This is a genomic window from Pseudoclavibacter sp. RFBI5 (assembly GCF_002931395.1).
Taxonomy (GTDB): domain Bacteria; phylum Actinomycetota; class Actinomycetes; order Actinomycetales; family Microbacteriaceae; genus Pseudoclavibacter.
In genome coordinates this window covers 1-1,986 of the sequence record NZ_PSYA01000025.1, presented here as the reverse complement: position 1 = coordinate 1,986, position 1,986 = coordinate 1, and the positions used below count along the sequence as shown (strand labels likewise).

Below are 1,986 nucleotides of genomic sequence, written 5' to 3'. Positions count from 1 at the left end.
CCACCCAGCCCCCGGCGCAGAGTTGTGGGTTGGTGCGGTCGGGAGCGGGCCTGGTCGCACTTGGCCACAACTCTTCTCCTGGTTCCGACGTCCCCCCTCCGCGACGTTCGCGCCGCTCCTCGCGACGCCCCCAGCCCCGTTCGCCGCGCCTCGCCCTGCCTCCGAGAAGTTCGCCCCGCCCCCGCCGCAGAGTTGTGGGTTAGTGCGGTAGGCAGCCGGTCTGGCTGCACCTGGCCACAACTTTTCTCCTGGTTTCGACGTCCCCCCTCCGCGACGTTCGCGCTGCTCCTCGCGACGCCCCGCCCTGCCTCAGAGAAGGTCGCCCCGCCCCGGCGCAGAGTTGTGGGTTAGTGCGGTCGGGAGCGGGTCTGGTCGCACTTGGCCACAACTCTGCGCCGGTGCGGGGCGGGGCGGTGGGGGCCGGGTGGAGGAGGGAGGCGGGGGAGTGAGCCTCAGCCACAATGCCCATGTTCTTCACCTTGCTCTGGCCGAGCTGTCCACAGCTTTCGACGGTGATCGTCGTGGCGGTAGCAACGCGTCTACGTTCGAGCAATGGGACAAGGTGGCGGCGCGGATGATGCTGACCGGCATGGAATCTCGGGTGCGGGCCCAGCGGGCCCAGCGGGCCCAGCGGGCCGAGCGGGCGGTGCAGGCCGTGCGGGCAGGCGGGAGCCGCGCATTCAGTTGCCGTTCGACCTGCGGTTCGCGGCATTCAGCGTGGCCGAGGCCCGAGCAGCAGGTGTCTCGAAGTCCCGGCTGCGCAACAGCGCTGAGGCGCGGCCATTCCGCGGAGTGCGCGTGCCGCAGCCGATGCTGGAACCGCAGACTGCCGAGGCCTCCGTCGGAGTGCGCGGGGCGAGTGACGAGTTCGCTGCCTTGGCCGCCCGCATGCAGGAGCTCGACCGCAGCTACTGGCCGGTCATGTCTCCGAACCAGGCGTTCGGCGGTGTCTCCGCCGCCCGTCTCTACGGACTGCCCCTTCCGTTGAGACTCCTGGCCGACGCGTTGGTCCATGTCATCGTGCCCAAGGGGAGGAACCCGCCCCGCGCGAAGGGCGTGACAGCGAGATCCGTCCCGCCGCGCTTCTGGAGTCTCGGCCGGATCGGGGGTCTCCCGGTGGCCTCACCGGAGCTCACCTACTGTCTCCTCGCCCGTCACCTGGACGAGCTTGAGCTCGTGCAGGTCGGCGACGCCCTCATCTCGGACGCGGACAACTATCCAGGGCGCACTTGGCCTCAAGCGCTGACGACGCGGGATCGTCTGGCAGCCATTGCTGATGCCTGGTCGGGATGCGCGGGCGCCGCCGTGCTGCGGTCTGCCACGCTGCGCATTCGCGAGCGCGTCGAGTCGCCTTGGGAGTCGACGACGCGGATCGCCTTGGTGGATTCCGGCTATCCGGAACCAGACATCAACGTCCCGCTCATGTCGGGAGCGCGCCAGGTGGCCCGAATCGACCTCGTCGATCGCGAAGCTCGCATCGGATACGACTACGAGGGCGACGGGCATCGCACGAGTCAGCGCCAGTGGCGGCTGGACATCACGCGCAGCAGGGAGATCGAGAGCGTGGGGATGCGGCACGTGCGTCTCACTGTCGCTGACCTCGTGCCTGCCGGTGGCCTGCAGGCCTTCACCGACTACGCGAAGCGGCTTCGCGCCGAACGTCTCGGGCAGGGCTGAAGGTTCCGGGAACGCGCTGTTTGCGGCGTTCGCGGCGACATAGTTGTGGCGTGGTGTGGTTGGCGAGCGGTTGTGGAGCACCGAGCCACAACTTTGGGTGCGGGTTGCGGGTTGCCGGCGCGGGAACCGGGTGCGGGATGGGGCCGCGGGGCGCGGGGCGGTGCTGAAGGCGCCGAACGCCCTGTTTGCGGCGTTCGCGGCGACATAGTTGTGGCGTGGTGTGGTTGGCGAGCGGTTGTGGAGCACCGGGCCACAACTTTGGGTGCGGGTTGCGGGCGCGGGGGCGGGAACCGGGGACGGTGCGGGTTG

General features: G+C 69.7%; 1 protein-coding gene. It reads left to right on the top strand.

The window, feature by feature from the left end:
- The first annotated feature begins 798 nt into the window (after positions 1-798).
- A complete protein-coding gene (locus C5E06_RS18860) occupies positions 799-1,677 on the top strand; it encodes a hypothetical protein (protein WP_146081429.1) in 879 nt (292 codons plus the stop codon).
- Positions 1,678-1,986: the final 309 nt, after the last annotated feature.